The organism is uncultured Limosilactobacillus sp. (genome assembly GCF_934202705.1).
Lineage (GTDB): Bacteria > Bacillota > Bacilli > Lactobacillales > Lactobacillaceae > Limosilactobacillus.
Genome location: NZ_CAKPYE010000003.1, coordinates 159,705 through 177,392, shown reverse-complemented (window position 1 = coordinate 177,392; position 17,688 = coordinate 159,705). Strand labels below are relative to the sequence as shown.

18 protein-coding genes are annotated in these 17,688 nt (G+C 37.5%); 14 read left to right on the top strand and 4 right to left on the bottom strand.

What is annotated here, in order from left to right; translation table 11 throughout:
* Window positions 1-5: 5 nt before the first annotated feature.
* From Q0C76_RS02985 to Q0C76_RS02945, 9 genes are all read left to right on the top strand, one after another.
* Window positions 6-2,930, top strand: coding sequence for a hypothetical protein (locus Q0C76_RS02985; protein WP_295729517.1), 2,925 nt, complete (start codon window positions 6-8; stop codon window positions 2,928-2,930).
* A gap of 64 nt (window positions 2,931-2,994) precedes the next feature.
* Complete coding sequence (locus Q0C76_RS02980; protein ID WP_295729514.1) at window positions 2,995-3,234, top strand: hypothetical protein; 240 nt, start codon at window positions 2,995-2,997, stop codon at window positions 3,232-3,234.
* On the top strand, window positions 3,234-3,473 hold the full coding sequence (locus Q0C76_RS02975; protein WP_295729511.1) for a hypothetical protein: 240 nt from the start codon (window positions 3,234-3,236) through the stop codon (window positions 3,471-3,473). Before Q0C76_RS02980 ends, Q0C76_RS02975 begins: the two co-directional genes overlap by 1 nt.
* A complete protein-coding gene (locus Q0C76_RS02970) occupies window positions 3,466-3,669 on the top strand; it encodes a hypothetical protein (RefSeq protein ID WP_295729509.1) in 204 nt (67 codons plus the stop codon). The genes Q0C76_RS02975 and Q0C76_RS02970 overlap by 8 nt, the downstream gene beginning before the upstream one ends.
* A gap of 34 nt (window positions 3,670-3,703) precedes the next feature.
* Window positions 3,704-4,912 (top strand): site-specific integrase, encoded by a 1,209-nt coding sequence (locus Q0C76_RS02965; RefSeq protein WP_295729508.1) that lies wholly within the window; start codon window positions 3,704-3,706, stop codon window positions 4,910-4,912.
* 121 nt (window positions 4,913-5,033) lie between these two features.
* Window positions 5,034-5,522, top strand: a complete 489-nt coding sequence (locus tag Q0C76_RS02960; protein ID WP_295729506.1) for a hypothetical protein — start codon at window positions 5,034-5,036, stop codon at window positions 5,520-5,522.
* A 320-nt stretch (window positions 5,523-5,842) separates the two neighbouring features.
* Window positions 5,843-6,091 carry a type II toxin-antitoxin system PemI/MazE family antitoxin gene (locus Q0C76_RS02955; RefSeq protein ID WP_295729503.1) on the top strand — a complete coding sequence of 83 codons (249 nt, stop codon included), beginning with the start codon at window positions 5,843-5,845 and terminating at the stop codon, window positions 6,089-6,091.
* Window positions 6,085-6,423: a type II toxin-antitoxin system PemK/MazF family toxin gene (locus Q0C76_RS02950; protein WP_295729500.1), complete on the top strand. Its 339-nt coding sequence runs from the start codon at window positions 6,085-6,087 to the stop codon at window positions 6,421-6,423. Before Q0C76_RS02955 ends, Q0C76_RS02950 begins: the two co-directional genes overlap by 7 nt.
* 293 nt (window positions 6,424-6,716) lie before the next feature.
* Window positions 6,717-7,769: a Fic family protein gene (locus Q0C76_RS02945; RefSeq protein WP_295729498.1), complete on the top strand. Its 1,053-nt coding sequence runs from the start codon at window positions 6,717-6,719 to the stop codon at window positions 7,767-7,769.
* Window positions 7,770-9,569: 1,800 nt separating this feature from the next.
* Here Q0C76_RS02945 and Q0C76_RS02940 read toward each other — a convergent pair.
* Window positions 9,570-10,064: a TetR/AcrR family transcriptional regulator gene (locus tag Q0C76_RS02940; RefSeq protein ID WP_295729496.1), complete on the bottom strand. Its 495-nt coding sequence runs from the start codon at window positions 10,062-10,064 to the stop codon at window positions 9,570-9,572.
* Window positions 10,065-10,181: 117 nt separating this feature from the next.
* Between Q0C76_RS02940 and Q0C76_RS02935 the strand changes: the two genes are divergently transcribed.
* The 3 genes from Q0C76_RS02935 (at window position 10,182) to Q0C76_RS02925 (ending at window position 14,239) form a co-directional block, all read left to right on the top strand.
* A complete protein-coding gene (locus tag Q0C76_RS02935; protein WP_295729494.1) occupies window positions 10,182-11,369 on the top strand; it encodes an alpha/beta hydrolase in 1,188 nt (395 codons plus the stop codon).
* Between the two features lie 2,178 nt (window positions 11,370-13,547).
* Window positions 13,548-14,036, top strand: a complete 489-nt coding sequence (locus tag Q0C76_RS02930; protein WP_295729491.1) for a hypothetical protein — start codon at window positions 13,548-13,550, stop codon at window positions 14,034-14,036.
* 5 nt (window positions 14,037-14,041) lie between these two features.
* A complete protein-coding gene (locus tag Q0C76_RS02925; protein WP_295729488.1) occupies window positions 14,042-14,239 on the top strand; it encodes a helix-turn-helix transcriptional regulator in 198 nt (65 codons plus the stop codon).
* Between the two features lie 40 nt (window positions 14,240-14,279).
* Here Q0C76_RS02925 and Q0C76_RS02920 read toward each other — a convergent pair whose 3' ends face one another.
* Complete coding sequence (locus Q0C76_RS02920; RefSeq protein WP_295729486.1) at window positions 14,280-14,750, bottom strand: Lrp/AsnC family transcriptional regulator; 471 nt, start codon at window positions 14,748-14,750, stop codon at window positions 14,280-14,282.
* Window positions 14,751-14,873: 123 nt separating this feature from the next.
* Here Q0C76_RS02920 and Q0C76_RS02915 point away from each other — a divergent pair, with 123 nt between their 5' ends.
* Both Q0C76_RS02915 and Q0C76_RS02910 read left to right on the top strand, forming a co-directional pair.
* The gene (locus Q0C76_RS02915) at window positions 14,874-15,242 is read left to right on the top strand and encodes a VOC family protein (protein ID WP_295729484.1); all 369 of its coding nucleotides are present in this window, start codon (window positions 14,874-14,876) and stop codon (window positions 15,240-15,242) included.
* Between the two features lie 70 nt (window positions 15,243-15,312).
* On the top strand, window positions 15,313-16,281 hold the full coding sequence (locus Q0C76_RS02910) for a zinc-binding dehydrogenase (protein ID WP_295729481.1): 969 nt from the start codon (window positions 15,313-15,315) through the stop codon (window positions 16,279-16,281).
* Here Q0C76_RS02910 and Q0C76_RS02905 read toward each other — a convergent pair.
* Together Q0C76_RS02905 and Q0C76_RS02900 are read right to left on the bottom strand one after the other, a co-directional pair.
* Window positions 16,275-17,129 carry an SDR family oxidoreductase gene (locus Q0C76_RS02905; RefSeq protein ID WP_295729562.1) on the bottom strand — a complete coding sequence of 285 codons (855 nt, stop codon included), beginning with the start codon at window positions 17,127-17,129 and terminating at the stop codon, window positions 16,275-16,277. The two genes, Q0C76_RS02910 and Q0C76_RS02905, sit on opposite strands and share 7 nt — an antisense overlap.
* 2 nt (window positions 17,130-17,131) lie before the next feature.
* Window positions 17,132-17,587 (bottom strand): Rrf2 family transcriptional regulator, encoded by a 456-nt coding sequence (locus tag Q0C76_RS02900; RefSeq protein ID WP_295729479.1) that lies wholly within the window; start codon window positions 17,585-17,587, stop codon window positions 17,132-17,134.
* Window positions 17,588-17,688 lie beyond the last annotated feature (101 nt).

Genomic DNA, 17,688 nt, shown 5'->3' with positions numbered 1-17,688 from the left:
GTAATATGATCATAGATGACAGCGGAATTATGACTTTTCCGAGTACTCCATCTTACTTGCTTGAAGCAGAATCACTTCAGCTAAACAAAGAGTTTAGTAGACGTTGTGAGGACGAGTCTGGTAAGAGTGAAGCGATAAAACTCCTTCCGGAACAAGTATTTAGTGAATTAGTAGCCGAAGGCCCATTCCAAAATAATGCTAAATCAACGTTTAAGTTTACGAAGAATGGTATCTATGCTGCTAATAAAGTAGTTGCAAATGATGTGGTACAGATTGATGTTCATTCAATGCTTCCTACTTTTGCTTATGATCTTGGTATATTAAATGGTCAATATCAAGCTCTATATAATAAGAAGAAATCTATTGAAAAGATTGATGGTTATCAGGCTAATTCCCAGCTAGTACAGGAGAGAGCGGACATCAAGTTCCGGCTTAACCAAGCCTGTTCTACTAATGATAGTGGCAGAGGGAGATACGTTAATCGGCTACTCCCAGTATTCAGTTCCATGAATTTTATGTTTGATGCCTTGTGCTACTGGGGACTGGATAATATTTTAGCTTGTCTTAATGATGGTTTTATTATGCGGATTGGTAAGAAGTTTAATCAGGAGTTTGCTAAGTTCGAAAAATATTATCAGGAACAGATTCCTCATTTAACCTTCTCGTCTAAGAAGTGGAAGTACGGAATTGTTAAGACTCCGCAAGAATATATACTGATCAATTCACCACAAGAGTATAAGTGCAGAAATCATGAGTTTGATGTTAATTCGTTGTATGAACAGAAAACAAGACACAGCTTGAGGACACTTAAGCCGAATGAGATTGATCAAGATACTTTAAAGTTAGTACAAGCAAAAGAAGGAGAGGTGATTAAAGTGCTTTATCGTTACATGTTCGAATCAGATATTGAGGGTTTAGGGGCGCTTGATGAGCAGGAGCAGTTCAAGGACCTGGATGAAATTCTTCAGCAAGCTGGGGTTAATGATGTTGAATACAAGGTACCGAGAAAGCATTTCTACAATGTTTCCTTAGGTGATGATAATGACTCTGATGATTGGGCATATCAGTTCACTAAGCGGATACTGCAGAACCAGATTTTTGCTACTGAAGATAATTTGAAAAACCGAGTTAATTTACTGGGTCAAACCATCAAAGTTGATGAAATTAACGATATTGATGAGTATCTTAATCATAGCCGGGTACAAATCATAAATAACTATATTCCGTCAGTTATTGATCCTATTGGTAATGACCAAACTATTGAACAGTGGTTGGAGTATGAGGTTAAGAAGATACAACAAAGTAATGTTAATCTGGCTTACCAATACAATCTGCTTACAATGACCGCACAGGCATGGGCAATTCAAGGTGATGAGAACCCCAACCAAGCGGTTAAGTATTTAATCAAGCTAAGAAAAAGGCAGGGACTGTCTCAACTGGATATGGCCGATATGGTATATAACGATCCGAATACTATTGTGATTAATGGTCAACTGATGGTGAAGGATAGTCATAATGTATACAGTTCTAAGGCTTCGGTGGTTAATCATTTACTGAAGAAGTACATGAGTAGGAAGCAGAAGCAACACTTTGATTTAGTGAAAAATAATATTTTAGCACTGCTGCAAGACGATAAGTATCAAGACACTTTAGAAAGTGGCTTTAATTCCGATACACAGACCATCTGGTTAGATAGTAATGGCAAGATCCGAATCGATACACATTATGGTCATGTAGTTGGACATCGTGTGAATGTGAGCTATAGTCCGGGTATTGTCAGCAGCACAGCGTACCATCAGGTCAATAATTTTCTTAAGCACTTGGCACCTAAACAAGAGCGCCAGCTAAAAGCGATGCTTGGCCTAATTCCGCTTCAACATACCGATATTATGAAGGAATTGAGGACCTTCATCGTACTAAGAGGTAAGAGTGGCGCTGGGAAGAGTACATTAGCGAACTTATTAGAGAAAATTTTTAATGATCCTGACCAGGCTGGTTCTAACATTATTTCTAATACGCAAAACGTTAACAAAGCTTTTACTGATGGGCATTATATTGCTCTTAACGATACTAAAAGCGGCATGTTAATGTTATGGTTTGACGATTTCCAGTCTTCCAGTCGGAACAATATTATTACTGCTAATGCGGGAACAGTAATTAATGGAGTTATTTCTGGGGTAGAACAAAATGCTTCTGCAAAATATGAGCGGGATCATCCAGTAACATTACCTTCACTAATCGTAATCGCGACTAATTCTATACCGCAGGTTACGCAGGAAGGAACCGCATCTAGAATGTTCGTGATTGATTCGCCGAAAACGCTCAAAGAAGATCCGATTAAAGATGAGAACGGTAATGTTATTAAGGTTGCTGATTTTATTAATAATCCGAAAGTATGGCAAGCATTGTTCTATATCATCATGCGGGAAGCTGCTAATTTAATGAAAATGACTGACAAAGAACGGTCAGAAATCTTTGACCACAAGTATTCAGCAGCATCTAAGTTATCGGTACTCAATGATTCATTGGAGTTATTCTTTGAAAATCAGGGAATCATGTCACCGTATGACCTCATTGGAATGCAGGCTAATAAACTTTTTAATGTATATAAGGATGAAGCTAAGCAACCAGGGGTGTCTTATCGGTCATTTACGGATCAGCTAGAATTGTTGGGACTTGTACTGAAGCGGAAACATTTTAATGGAAGAAACTTCCAGAAAGTGATTTGTTCAGCTAACGATCAATTAACCCAAGAAAAAATGAAAGCCATGCTCAATGAACTTAATATTCTGCCAGATCAAGTAAATAGTGTGGATCTCGATACTGGTGAAATCAAGTCATTAAAAACATGGCATCACGGTTACGGAAATTTAAAGGATAAATACCCTCACGCCAATGAAGTATTTAAGCCATTTAAATTCAGTAACTAAAAAATACTTAATTACGTTAATTTTAACATAGAATTTCTATTTGAATCTGAAAGGAAGAATAAAAATGAAAATGGATAGAGAATATAATGCAGCATCGTTTACTAATAAGGAATTTACAGCATGGTTTGATGACATTAACCTGGTCATGAATCAACAAAGCAACGATAATCCGTTTGCACTTGTATGGGATGAAAATGATGAGGTTGAGGGAGTCTATTTCCCGATTGAAACTTATAAAAAATTAGCGCGTAGCATGAAAAAAAGCATTGTCGAATTGAAAAATAAGAAGGGTGGAAAAGACTAATGTTAATCAATGAGTTAGAAGAGAAGACAGTGAACGTTAAAAAGGCTAAATTTCCACTAAAATTTAACGCGCTGGATGAGTATAGCGGCACAATAAAAGCATCAGTGAATGTTTATGACGATCAGTGTCAGCTAGTGGGAATTTATTTTCCAAGAGTAACATATGTGAAGGTTGTTAATGAAATTGAAAAGTTAAGAAATGAAATTAGGCGGTTAAGGAAGGAAAAGTATCATGGTTAAAGACGAAATCGTAAACCTTAAAACATTAGCGGACATTATTGGTTGCAGCAATGGTTACATCTACACTTTAATCCGGCTGGGTATGCCATACCATCAGTTGGATCCAAAATCCAGACGCTACTTTGTAGTTGATGAGGTAGTAAGTTGGCTCAAAACTGCGGGATTCAGGCAAGTCACAACTTGGAAAGCACGTTAATATTTTTATTAATGGGTTCTAGGAGTGATGATGTTTGACGATTAGACTAGTAACTAATAAGAACAGTAAACATTGCGGGCAGTATTGGATTCGGCCACAGACAAGTGTGCATGGCAAGCTGGTTTCGGCACCCGTTCACTATGCGGAAACGAAGTCGAAAGCTAGGAAAATTGAAGCGGATCTCATTGATCAAATCAAGACTGGGCATGACTTCAATACAGGAAGCAAGTACCTTCCACAAGCCTTGTCGGAATGGATTGAAAAGCAGATTAAAATGGAACGCTGGAGTCCAGCTTCAATTAAGACCTGGCGGTACACTGAAAAAATGGTGCATTGTTATCTAGGTGGAGTGAAGGTCAGGAACTGTGATGAAGATACCATTAGAGAGTTCATCACTACCTATGCTAGAGAACACCATGCCAGTATTACTACTCATTCAACGGCTAGTAAATTATTGCAGCAATTGAGAACATATTTTCTAACTTTGGAGGGTGACGTAATTGTCAAATCACCAGTGCCTAAGCGACCAATTGACTACTTCTTCAGACGGGATAAGCAATCAATTACTAAAGAGAAATATGCAATGACGGATCAAGAGTTTCAGGCCTTTCGGCAAGCCATTCAAGACGATTTAACTCAGATCCCAATCCAAAGATGGGTAGTTAGGATGGCATTGTGGGTCGAAGCGGAAACCGGGATGCGACCACAGGAGATTCAAGCATTGAAGCTGGCTAATCTCACCCAAGATGAAGGTCACTGGGTATTTCGAATTAACGATTCTTATTCTGAATTGACTAAGGGGCTAAACGGTCACCTTAAAGCCCGCCGCAAAGGTGAAAGTCGTCTCACTCCACCAATAACTCAGCAGCTTTATGATCAGTTGCAAGTTTTTAAGAAAAAACAGGAAGAGTTTATAAAAGAAAAAGGTCTGCAAACTACTAGTGACTTATTATTCCTTAATCTGACTGACTACCGGTTAGCCAGACTAGGCTATCCAGTCACCCAACGTTCAATGAATGACATGTTAAAAGAACTTTGCCGAAGAATTGGGGTTAATAATGGGGAACTGCCATTGAGTTGCTATACCCTAAGAACCACATGTGGAACCAGGTTAGCAAGACTGGGCGATTACAGTTATGCCTGCAATCGGTTAGGCAACTCGTTAGCTGTCTATATGCGGTATTATGTGAAGACCTTTAATACTGGTTATAGTGGATTGATGGATCGTTATCTGTCGATGTAAGTAATGAATAGATATTTTTCAGTGCAATAAACAATTTATCGGTGCAAAATTAGCTAATTTTGCACCGATAATCTTTAAATTGCACTGATAATGATGTGAAGAATGGAAAAGGATGAAAGAAATGCGAGAAAAATTAAAAGAATTAGGCAGTCAAAAACGCCATGAATTTATTGGTGAATTTGTACGACTCGGATATAAGAATAGCTTTAGAACTTTTCGGGCAACGTTGATGTTAGCGAATGTTAAACTAGTTGAGAATGATGAATTAGTAACTGACCATTTGTGGTTCAACTATACTAAAAGCTTTCTTAAATTAGGGGAACTGAAAGAAGGCGACCTCATTAAATTTAATGCCCGCGTAAATGGATATGATAAGGGATATATAGTTGCGGACACTCATGATTATCGGTTAGTTAATCCATCAAAGATTAAGTTAATAAATAATAAGATTGCTCGCCAACCAATGCCAATTGACAATAATGCAGCAATGATTGGTTATGCTATGAAAAAGAATAAACAATTCTATAAAGAAAATCACCGTTCGTATATACAATGGTATGTTGATTGTTATGAATATTGGTTAAAACAGTTAAATTCAAACAATGGATAATTGATTTACGAATAAGGTGAAGTACTTAAACACAAACGGTTTGGTCGCCGTGGTCTGTAATAAAGTACCGATGGTTGGGGGTGCCTAAACGCACTCCTTTTTTATTGGAATGAATCATAAAAGAGAACATTGTATAATGTAACTATCAAATGAATAACACCGGCATGCAAAATGGTTTCAGTTCGTTACTGAAATCGTACCGGTAGCTGGAGCGCCTAATCAGCGCTCTTTTTAGTTATTTTAACAATTGCTAAAAGTAATTACTTTAATGATTACATATGGTATAATAATGGTTACAAACTAATAAAGGCGGTGGCAAGATGGATACTGTTAAAGCAAGAATCCAAGGGAACGCAACGGTTGTAACCATTCCCAAATCATTTAATGTTAAACCAGGAACAGAATATCGTTTTGCTAAGGGGAAAGGCGGTACTCTAATTTTAACGCCAGCTAAAAAGGTACCGTCAACCATTGAAGAGTTATTTAAGGATTGGCATGGTAAATACCAAATGCCAGATGACTTAAAAGATTGGCAAAATACAAAACCTGAAGGAGAAGAATTATGGTAGATTATCTACAAAGTGGTAGTATCATCTATATTGATTTTGACCCTTCAGTTGGCGCAGAAATTCAAAAGCGTCGACCAGCAGTAGTGGTTAGCAATAATATGTTAGCCCAGACTTCACCATTTGCTTGGGTAGTGCCGATTTCACATGGGGCTTTTAATGGAGAAGATTACCCACTTCATGTCCAATTAGATGGACGAACTCAAATTGATGGAACTGTGTATGTTGAACAGATTAAATCATTTGACTTTAACCACCGTAAATGGCAGTTTGTTGAAATGCTGCCAATGGATGTGTTTGATGAAGTACGGAAAAAAGCTAGGTTGGTACTATAATAAGTAGAATGATTGTCTCCTAGGAGGTATCAACTATAGTTTAAGTGGGAAAAAGATAAAGTAGGACTATCGAATTCAAAATGACGATGTACATATGTTTTTAGCTGGTTACTGGAATCATATCAATAGTAGGAATGACTGATTAGCATTCTTTTTTGGTCATAGTGGAATTTCGGTGCAATAAATGAGTTATCGGTGCAAAATTAGCTGATTTTGCACCGATAATCTTTAAATTGCGCTGATAATTGGTATAAAATACTAAAGAGAAATGCTAATGAAGGGAGATGAAATAATTGAAAGTTTTTGATTACCAAACATTAAATGATCTACAGTTAACTACTAAGATGGTCGAAAAGCTCAATCAAATCTATGAGCTAAAGGGTAAAACAGCCCATGTATCTTTAAAGTCTAAGGATATTATGGATAAGCTATTGGCGGTTGCTAAAATCGAAAGTACAGATTCATCAAACCGAATTGAAGGAATTGCAACTAGTGATGCCCGGCTTAAAAAATTAATGAGTCAAAAGACCGCTCCAGAAAACCGGAGTGAGGAAGAAATTTCTGGTTACCGTGATGTTTTAGCAACTATTCATGAGAACTATGAGTATATTAAAATTACTCCTAATAATATTTTAGCTCTACATAAGCAATTATTTGATTTTACTGAAAGCACTTGGGGTGGTGAATTCAAGAATATTGATAACTCCATCGTGACTACCTTTGCTGATGGACACAAAGAAACGCGTTTTACTCCACCACCGGCTTATATAACTCCTGAACTGATTCAGAATCTATGTGATGCGTACAATAATGCGATTGAAGATAACACTTTTCCGCCATTAATCTTGGCCGCAGCATTTATGTTGGACTTTGTTTCAATTCACCCCTTTAGAGATGGCAATGGTAGGATGTCTCGGCTTCTTATGTTGCTTGAACTACATCAGTTAGGCTTTGAAGTTGGTAAATATATTAGTCTGGAACGGTTAATTGAAAAAACTAAGGCACAATATTACCGGACATTATTAGAAAGTTCAGGAACGGCATGGATTGATAATAAAAATGATTATGGCCCATATGTTGATTACTTTTTAAGTATTGTTTTGCAGGCATATCGTGAATTAAACTCGCGGATTGATTTTACTAATGATACTGAAAGAAGCCCAGAAACGTTAGTATTGAGCAAACTTAATAATAGTTTGAAGCCGCTATCAAGACGTGAATTAATGGATTTGATTCCCCAGTATGGTGAAAGCACCATCAAGCATGCACTAGCTGTTTTGCGAAAACAAGATAAAATCAGATTATTGGGTAAGGGCCGTGCAAGTCGATATGTTGTGAACGATTAAATCAGTGCAATAAATAATTTATCGGTGCAAAATCGGCTAATTTTGCACCGATAAATTTTTAAAATAACAGAGGTAATCTAAAATGACAAAAGAAGTTAAAGACTACCATGATAATTTTTTAGAGGTTTTGGAACAAAGTTTACTTGAAGATAAGGAGATATTGGATTTTCTAAAAGACAAATAGAAGAATTCCAAATCTATTTTTCAGTATAGTATAATTAAATTACCGAATAGGTCAGTGAATTGGCACTGTTTAACTGAGATTTTTGAAGTGAATAGACACTTGGGTTGCTAGAACCTGAACTAATTTAGTATTGATAGAGGTAATCTACATTAGACCCCGCGCGTGATTCAGCACGGAAACGAAACCAATATAGAAGAAGGGCTGTTTATCAGCTCTTCTTTTGTTGAAAGAAGAAATAAGCAAAATTACTAACTATGATTTTACTAAGCTAACTTATCCTGAAAGAGCAGCTTTGATTTATGCTTATGAACATAAAGAACTACGACCTAAAGAATTTATTAGTTCTAATTCTAAGTTACATCCATCAACCGCTCGGAAAGCATTAAGTGATCTGACAAAACTAGAGCTTTTAGAAAGACATGCGGATTCGCCAACTTCACCCAATACTTACTATACATTGAAAACACAGAAATAATGTTTAACAGTTAATGAATTAGATGGCTGGATATAGCTGCTAGAGAGTAAGCCAAATAGCAAGCAAGTCAGATAGCTGGATATAGCTACTAGAGTAAGCAGAATAGTAAGCAGGTTAGATAGCTGAATATAGCTACTAGAGAGTAAGCAGAATAGTAGGCAAGTTAGATAGCTGGATATAGCTATTAGAGAGTAAACTGAATAGTAAGTAAATTAGATAGCTGGATATAGCTATTAGAGAGTAAACTGAATAGTAAGTAAATTAGATAGCTGGATATAGCTACTAGAGAGTAAGCAGAATAGCAAGCAAGTTAGATAGCTGGATATAGCTACTAGAGAGTAAGCAGAATAGCAAGCAAGTTAGATAGCTGGATATAGCTGTCAGAGAGTAGGTCAGATAGCGACCAATTTAGATAGCTGAGTATAGTTGCTTATGGGGTAGTTATTCTGTAGGAATCCCATAATGACGCTATTTGAACAAAGTTTCTGACCATGCTTTTAACACAAAACCTTAACACGTTTAGGATGAAATCCTTTTATACCAAGGGTTGAACTACTCTAAAACAGCGACTTTAGTGAGCACTACAAAGAACACAAAAGCCTGTAATACCAGCGATGATCGTTGGTGCTACAGGCTTTTTTCGTTGTTTAAATGGTGCTACTTTAACACGTTTCTTAACACGGGTGGAGGTTGGTAAATGTTTTGTTAGGCCTCGTGCGTTACCCAGCACGGAAACGAAACCAATAAAAAAGTGAGCTGAATATCAGCTCGCTTTTTTATTTAGTAAGGAGTTATGTCTATGAAAGATAACCAATATTGAAAACCGAGATCTGGCGAAGCGATCAGATTATCTAGGTGCTTTAAGGACATAAATCTAGTAGCTGACTACTTATAGGAGAAGTTGGTTAAGAATATAATTTTTGTGAAGACTAAGAGAGCAACTAGGATTAAATTTAAACAAAAGTAATTATATGCATCTTTATGGCACTTTGTATCAACGTGGTGCTAAAAATTAATTTGAAGACGCGCTTATTAATAAGCTAGATTTAATGAGTATGCTAATTAAAAAGGATGGTAGTACATTTAGAACCTCGTTGGAACATTATGGCGGCTTTATTTTTAATTTAGTCCTAAAAGTTAACTAGCTTTGCCACGTAGATAAATATAGATCTGCTAATTTATCAGCATCTTCTTTGAAATCGCAAATAATCCATAATTTTAACATTCCGATAAAAGCATAGCCATATTTTTGGCGTTGGTATTGTTCTTTGATGCTTAAGTTGGCTAAGGGTGGTAGGATTATATCGACTAGGATTTGGAATTTATTATTCTTTACCAAAATTTTTAATAACTCATGATTATCAGCCATCAGATTAAAAAAATATCGAATCAACTCGACATTACTCAAATTAGCTGAAAGATCAGCTCTTTTTCTACCAATGATTGTCAGTAATTTAAATTTCAAAAGGTCATCTTTGCTAGTAAAGTGTCGATAATAAGTTGAGCGACTAACTGATGCTTTATTAGTAATTTGATTAATTGTAATTTGGTCAGCATACTTTTTCTTTAAGAGTTCAACATAAGCATCTGCTAAACATAATTTTAAGAATAACGTTGCTTTTACTTTTTTAACCATTTCGAGTCCCCTTAAAGACATAATTTTAAGCATTTGTTTCTCTTAGCATCCAGAATATTGTCTGAAATTATAGCATAATGCTATAATTTCTGAAAATTCTATTGAGGAGCGAATGTTTTGAAAAAAGATAATACAAATTTAGCGCATAGAATTATCACCTCCAAAATATTAACGGTGATTCTGGCAGTTGTCACTCTGCTCTTAACAATTAATGGTGTTTTTTCATTAACCCGGATTCCAATTCTTTCGATTGTTACTTTTATTACTTCTGGGATTAGCGTAGCCGTTTTGGTTATTGCCATAGTCATTCTGATTATTGATCTTCTAGGATGGTTTACTAAGCGGTCAAAACCGCGAATGGTAGTGGTGGTAATGGCGATCGTTAGCGTTTGTAGTTCTGGTATAATTGTTGGTCGGCAGGCATACTTAGTGAAAAAGGACGATCTTCCAATCAACATTCTTCAAACTGCAAAAATAGATATGTCGACGCCTAAAGAAAATGTGAAAATTAATTCCTATGGCAAATTTAACGGTAGGAATTATGGTTTATCTATTTGGCAACCCAAAGATAATAATAAGCTTCACCCGGTGGTCCTTAATATTCATGGCGGTGGCTGGATTTCTGGAAACCGCTATGAGGATGCTCCGTATTGTAAATATTTAAGTGATCATGGATACACAACAATTAGTATTGAGTACCCATTATCCACAAAGAACCAACATCTTTGGAATCAACAAGAAACATTTATTGCTAAATCGCTAATTTGGATTAATAAACACGCTAAACAATATGGTGGTAATCCAAAACAATTATTTATTACTGGTCAATCTGCCGGTGGTAATTTAGCAATCAATGTAGCAACCAAAGCCAATGATGGTACATTTGCTAGCAAATATAAAACTGCTATTCCACACGTCAAAGCAATCAGTGCAATGATTCCGGCAGTTAATCCACAATACTTATGGAACCACACAGATCCGACACTTAGACCAATGTTGCGGGACATGGCATTAACTCATTGGAATGGCTCACCATCACAATATCCACACCGTTATGCAACCAATAATTCCGCACAAGTCATTAATAAAAACACGCCGCCAATTTTAATGGTCTACGGTGGCAGTGATCATCTTGTAGTTCCCGAAGGTAATAAGCCTTTCTTAAATAAAATAAAGAATCTGAAATTAAAGGCTAAAATCGTTGCCATTCCATATGCTGATCATACTTTTGGATTGGGTAATGGCTTAAATTACCAAATCTTTGAAGCCTTGAGCGATCGCTGGTTTAATCGGAACAATCATTAGTATGTAAAGCCAAACTAGGAACTACAGACGCCTATATTTTTGCGTTGTTCTTGGGAGATGCTTTAACATTTTGATTGAGACTTGTCGCTGATATTCATGATTATGAGCTAGCCATATCGCCATTAATTTACAAAAGTAGTTACTTTAATAATTACATATGATATGAATTACAAACTATCAAAGGCGGTGGCAAGATGGATACTGTTAAAGCAAGGATTCAAGAAAAGCAACGGTCGTCACCATTCCTAAATCGTTTAATGTTAAACAGGTAAGTTGTTTCTTAACTTATCTGATTATCGGTTGGCCAGGCTAGGTTACTCGGTTACTCAACGTTCGATGAATGACATGTTAAAAGAAATTTGCCGTCGAATGGGGGTTAATAATGGTAATCTACCATTGAGTTGCTACACGCTAAGAACCACTTGCGGAACAAGGCTAGCTAGGCTGGGCGATGACAGTTAGGCTTGCAATCGTTTGGGTAATTCGTTGGCAGTCTCTATATGCGGTACTATGTGAAGACGTTTAACACTGGTTATAGTAGTTTAATGGATCATTACTTGTCCATGTGATAATAAAATTAAACTACTTTGCGGTGCAATAAATGAGTTATCGGTGCAAAATTGGCAGATTTTGCACCGATAATCTTCAATTTGCACTGATAATGAGAAATAGGTATAAAATAAAACAGCGACGATCGAAATTGCCGCTGAAATAACCATCTCCCGCCGGTGTCAAACCTGAATGAACATTATTTCAACAGGAAATCAATCAAACGCTTAATAGCCTTTTTAATTGACCTTTTTAAGTGCTTGTTAGGCACTATTACGATAAAGATGAAGAATACCTTCATCAGTAGGAGTTACCTCCTTCCTGTGCAATTGGGTCGGTCAAACCCGCTTGAAGCACAGCAATTATTTTACCATAATACTCGTTTATGATATAATGTAAATACGATAAAGATGAAGTACCTAAGCACAAACGGTTTGGTCACCGTGGTCTGCAATAAAGTACCGATGGTTGGGGTGCCTAACAGCACTCCTTTTTTATTTTGGAATCTAATCTAGAACAGTGTTCTGAGACTTAATGATGGAGAAATATGGGTGCGCTGAAACTCAGTCATGACGCTATTTGAACAAAGTTTCTGCACAAAACTTTAACACGTTTTAGAGCCGAATGGTGTCGTACCAATACCTCAGCTACTACAAAACAGCACCTCTAGTCAGCTTTAATGGGCTTTGGTGTGGCAAGTCTGTTAGGGATGCTTGGCTTAGTCGGTGTTAACAAGAAGCGTGGATAAGTCGTGTGGACCTAGTTTGCCTGCATTTAAGAGGGATTGTTTATGTTTGCCTCGTCCATTTACTCCTTGAATTAAGAATAAAGACAGAAGAGTGATGCTCTTCTGTCTTTTTAATTAGTGCGGATGTTTTTAAAAATACCACTTTATCATCTGAATGGCCATATATAGTAGACAACAATAGTTAGCAACGGTAACTATAACGTCTAATATAATTTTTGGGGTTTCTAATTTAACATTTGTTACTCCGGGGATGGGGTAGATAAAAAGGATCATGAAATTTCCCAGAATTGTCAATAGTAGTGAAGTGGCGGCGACGTGAGTTAACATTGGTAATTCAAATGATTTTGACAACCAAAATAAAGCGAAGCGCACTAAGATGATGCAGAAAATAACAAATCCAAAGGCAATTGTATAGATTAATCTAAATCGTTGAGCGCCCATTAATGATCGTAAATCTTGGCTATCGTTACCTTTTTCTGCAGACCATTCTAGGTAATCATGCTTGTAAAATAAATGATAGTATAAGCGGACGTCAGAACGAGTTGTCAAAATAATTTCACCACATAATAAGATTACAAAAATGATTTGATAGAACAAAAGTGACCTCCGCCTGAAATTAATGAACTAGCTGATAAAATACCTTTTCAAACTATATCATAAATCTATTAGAAAGAACGCCTTATAAGCGCTCTTTTTTATTTTAAATCGTTAAAAATCCTTGCTAGCGATTTAACAATTAGGTTAAAGGACACTAAAAACAAGCGGTGACCAGGATTAATGATAAGAAGCTAGTTCTAATGATTATAGAAAAATGTAAAATAAACTTTACAAAAAGTAAAAAAGATATTATGATATAAGCAATCAGAAGGAGATGACTCAAAATGGATGACTTTTTAATGATTTTTATTGTGGCCTTTTTGGTATTCATGTTTCTGTTACTCAAATTTGGCAAAAAGGGCCATTTTGATGAACGTCAAGAATTAATTCGCGGTCAAGGATTTAAATACGGCTTTTGGGCAATGATGTTGGCAGATGCGTTACTTTTATTAGTAACCAGAAAAATTCCGTTATCACCACCATTGTTATTGCTAACGTCGATGTTTATCGGTTTATGGGTCTTTAGTGTTTATGCTTTGTGGAATTCAGCATATTTCGCCATGAATCAGAAAAAAATTAAACGGTTGAGTTGGGTCTTCCTCTTGTTAGGGGTTCTGTATGGAATTCAATCCATTACTGATTTAGCAACGACGTCGCTTAATTTACAATCGTGGGACCCAGACTTTGGCTTGTTGATACTGGCCATTTACTTCATGTCAGTTGGTGGTTTAATGGTTTATTGTTATTATCGTGACCAACACAAGCGAGATTAATTACTATGAAGAATTTAAAGATGAAGGCGGCCCGCGCAGGCAAGGATTGGTCTCAGCAAGAGTTAGCTAATCAAGTGGGCGTTTCTCGCCAGACAATTTCTGCGATTGAAAAGGGCAATTATAATCCATCAGTGGATCTCTGTATTAAGATATGCCAAGCACTGGATAAAACCTTAAATGATTTGTTTTGGCCGGATAGTTAGGCCGTCATACCCAAGATTTTTTCGTTTTTAAAGTGGGAACTCAGGCATTACGGGAATTTTCTTGATACCAAGCAGTGAAGTCAACATTCTGATTGCTTCCCTTTAAGATATTAAAGACTTTATAACTAGCAACTGGAGTAATATCTTCAAGAAAATGCCAAAGCTCATCTTGGGAGCGAAAACGTCCTTCAACAATAAAACAAGTGTCACCCATACTTTGACACTGCTGAATGAAGTGTCCTTGCCATTTTTCCATAATTTTAATAAATGAAGTTCGATCGGGGGTTTTTAGTGCAAAGTGAAGGAAAACATGGAGTGTATACCCTAATTTAAAATGATTAATATCAATTGTATAGCGAGCGATTACCCCACTATCTTGCAGATTTAGGATTCGTTGCTTGGTAGCTGGCGCTGAAAGATGAATCAAATCAGCCAGTTCTTTAAGCTTGATGCGGCTGTTTTCACTTAAAATATGGAGAATTTGATTATCAATTGCATCAATTTTCATCATGTCGTCACATTCCTTTTTTTTATAAGGCTTTTGGTATGGAAAACCTTTTTTAAGTTATGTACGGGGATTATTCAAAATAATATCATTAATAACGTACTATGGCAAAAGGAAGGGAGAATTATTATGATGCAATTAAATAATGTCGGTTGGTTTGAAATTGGTTCCGATCAGCCAAAAGAAACGCAAGAATTTTACGGTAAGCTCTTTGGTTGGAAGTTCCTTGACTATAATGATATGGAAAATGAGTACCATAATATTCTTGAACCAGGTCAAAAATATCCCACCGGTGGAGTGCTTGGCACTGACGGCAAAATTCCTGAATATTCAACCTTTTATATCTTAGTTAATGATGTTCCAGCAATGATCAAGAAGGCAGAAGAGGCTGGTGGCAAGGTAATTTGGGGACCAGTAACGGATAAGACTGGTCTAACCTTTGTACGTCTCGAAGATAATGGTGGTCACCAATTCGGAATGTTTTCATCACCACAATAAAAGTAATTGGATGATATTTTGGGCTATGGCAAGGGATTACCATAGCTTTTTTATTCAGGAGGGATTAGCTATGAAGGCAGCAGTTATTTATCAGCCAGGGGAGGCAGAATCACTAAAGTATACCGATGTACCAACGCCGGATGTTAAGTCAGGATGGTCATTAGTTAAGGTGATGGGCTTTGGAATCACTCATTCAGAGGTCTTTACCCGTCAAGGAAAATCACCATCAGTTAAATTCCCCCGTATTTTGGGGATCGAATGCGTTGGAGTAGTCGCTAAGTCAACTGAACCGGCACGGTTACCAGTTGGACAGAAAGTTATTTCAATGAATGGTGAAATGGGGCGCGACTTTGACGGCTCGTATGCTGAATACGTGTTGCTACCTAATAAGCAAATCGAACCAGTTGAGACAAAGCTTGATTGGGCGGACTTAGCGGCCGTGCCGGAAACGTATAATACCGCCTATCGGGGGATGCTCCAGTTAAAACTAGCCCATGCAAAAACTCTTTTAGTTCGGGGTGGCACTAGTGGCGTCGGCATTGCAGCATTAAAATTAGTTAAGGCCATGCAACCAAACTTGCTAGTCTTTGGGACTTCACGGCATGAGGAAAATCGACAAGAAGTATTAGCGTTAGGCTTTGATGGATTTGTCTGTGACCATCATAATAAACTGGCAACTGATCAGCACTTTGACCGGATCTTTGACTTGGTTGGGGCGGCGTCAGCAGTTGACTCATTACAGCACCTCACTACTGGCGGGATTGTTAGTGTCACCGGCGATATGGGTGGGGTCTGGACTCTTGATAATTTTGACCCAGTCACCGCAATTCCTAATGATTGCTATATGACTTCCTTTGCGAGCTATCAATTATATAGTAAGTACCTTAACCAGCTATTTAAGCTCATTGAAGAAAAGCAGATTGATGTTAGTCCAGTTAAGGTTTTTCCGTTGTCACAAATTGTGGAAGCTCATCGTTATTTGGAACAACAAAAAAAGCCCGGCAAGGTTGTAGTATTGCCGGAGCTTGATCATCAATAATTTTTAGCGAGAAAAGTTGCCATATCCTGTGGTTGGTGACCTGTGATATGGGCGAAGTCATTTGTGACGGTATCCATCAGGCCCATCGCAGCAGCTTGGTACATTGACGCTAGTTCTTGACCGTCACCTTCTGCTTGATAAATCTCAGCGAAACGGTCAACACTGACTGGTGAATAACCAATTTGTTTACCAGTTACCCTCGTCATAATGTAGCTAAGTTCGATCATCGAGTAATTTTGGGCCATCGTCAGTAAGTAATTTTGTCCCTGATCGCGGAGATAAGGTTTAATGGCCACGTTGGCGATTGCTTCGGCACTATCTTGACGTGAGATAAAGCTCATTGCCTGATCGCCCACGGGGTAAATGACATTGTGGCGCTCAATTAATTCTGGCAGATAAGGAATGAGTGGATCCGCATAGAGTGAATTTTTGACAACCGCGTAGTTTAAGTCTGAACTGGCCAGCCGTGCTGGTAAGTAAGCGTAGTAGCCAGCCATTTGGAAGGGATTATTGGGTTGATCAGCAATGAAGCTGACGTCGACGATATTGTGGACACCTGCTTGCTTAATTGCGGCTAATGAATTTTCAAATTCATCTATCCGGTCCTTAACTTGGTAGGTAATGCTTGGAATATAGATTACCACGTCGATTCCTTGAAATGCTTTAATCATTGAGTCAACATCATTGTAGTCAATTGGAGCAGTCTCATAACCAGCCGCCATAAATTGCTTGGCTTTAGCGGGATTATGGACACCGACCCGGATATTTGGGGGAGCAATTAATTTACTTAATTCTTGAACAACGTGTTGACCGAGATGACCAGTCGCACCAGTAATAATATACTTCATCATTACTCCTTCTTTCGTTTTAATGCGTCTTTGCGTGCTTGTTTCACGCGAATGGTGTCAATGATATCTTGTAGAGAGGTTGCGGCGAGTTTCGCCTTAGCGGCCGTTTCAGCTTGCTGGTAGTATTCGTTTAAGGTCGCTTGAATATTCCCCCCAACGATACATTGCGGATTAGTCTGCTCATCAATCGTAAAGAGCGGGGCATCCCCTTCGATTGCTAGAAAAACATCATATAATGAAATCTCCTGAGGTGACTTGGCTAATTCAGGATCGGCGGCTCCGTGAACCGTATTAATTAACCTCGCCTTATTAAGGGCACTCATCAAGCGCCGAACAACGACAGGAGAAGTTTCAATACTACTAGCGATGTTTTTACTCGTTAGTGGGATAATCCCGCGGTAAATGTCAATAAACGCTAGAATGTGGATACTATCGCTAAATCTTGTTGAAATTTTCATCTTATCATTCCTTTACTAATTATTGTAACAGCAAAAGTTACAAATGGTCAACAGTTTAATTTGACACATCAATAATTAAATGGTAGTTTGAAATTGTTAAT